This is a genomic window from Paenibacillus sp. N119s (genome assembly GCF_059447605.1).
This window is the reverse complement of the sequence record NZ_JCAJRU010000538.1, coordinates 1-358: the sequence shown is the minus strand read 5'-3', so window position 1 is coordinate 358 and position 358 is coordinate 1. Positions and strand designations below refer to the sequence as shown.

At 48.3% G+C, this 358-nt stretch carries 1 protein-coding gene; it reads left to right on the top strand.

The annotated features are described in order from the left end of the window. Window positions 1–346, top strand: a 346-nt coding sequence (locus AC5V8P_RS26215; protein WP_495474133.1) for an MFS transporter, incomplete at its 5' end; no start/stop codon positions are given. Window positions 347–358: the final 12 nt, after the last annotated feature.

Below are 358 nucleotides of genomic sequence, written 5' to 3'. Positions count from 1 at the left end.
ACTGCTCGGAACGGCGGTTATGCTCATTCCACAGGCTTTTGTCAATGAAGTATGGCAGCTTGTCATTATCCGTTTTTTTATGGGTGTATTTATGGGCGGTTTGCTACCCAGCGTAAATGCGCTGATTCGCACGTATACACCGGAAGGAATGGAAAGTCGCTCTTTCGGATTCAATACGAGTTCGCTGGCGCTCGGGAATATGCTGGGTGCGGTCATTGGCGGAGTGCTTTCCGGATTTATCGGCATCGAAGGACTGTTCATCATGTCTGGTGTGCTACTGATCGTCAACATAATCTGGGTACGTATGAAGCTTTACGATCGTAAGGCTACGCCTCATTTCAGGTAAGACAACCTTTGG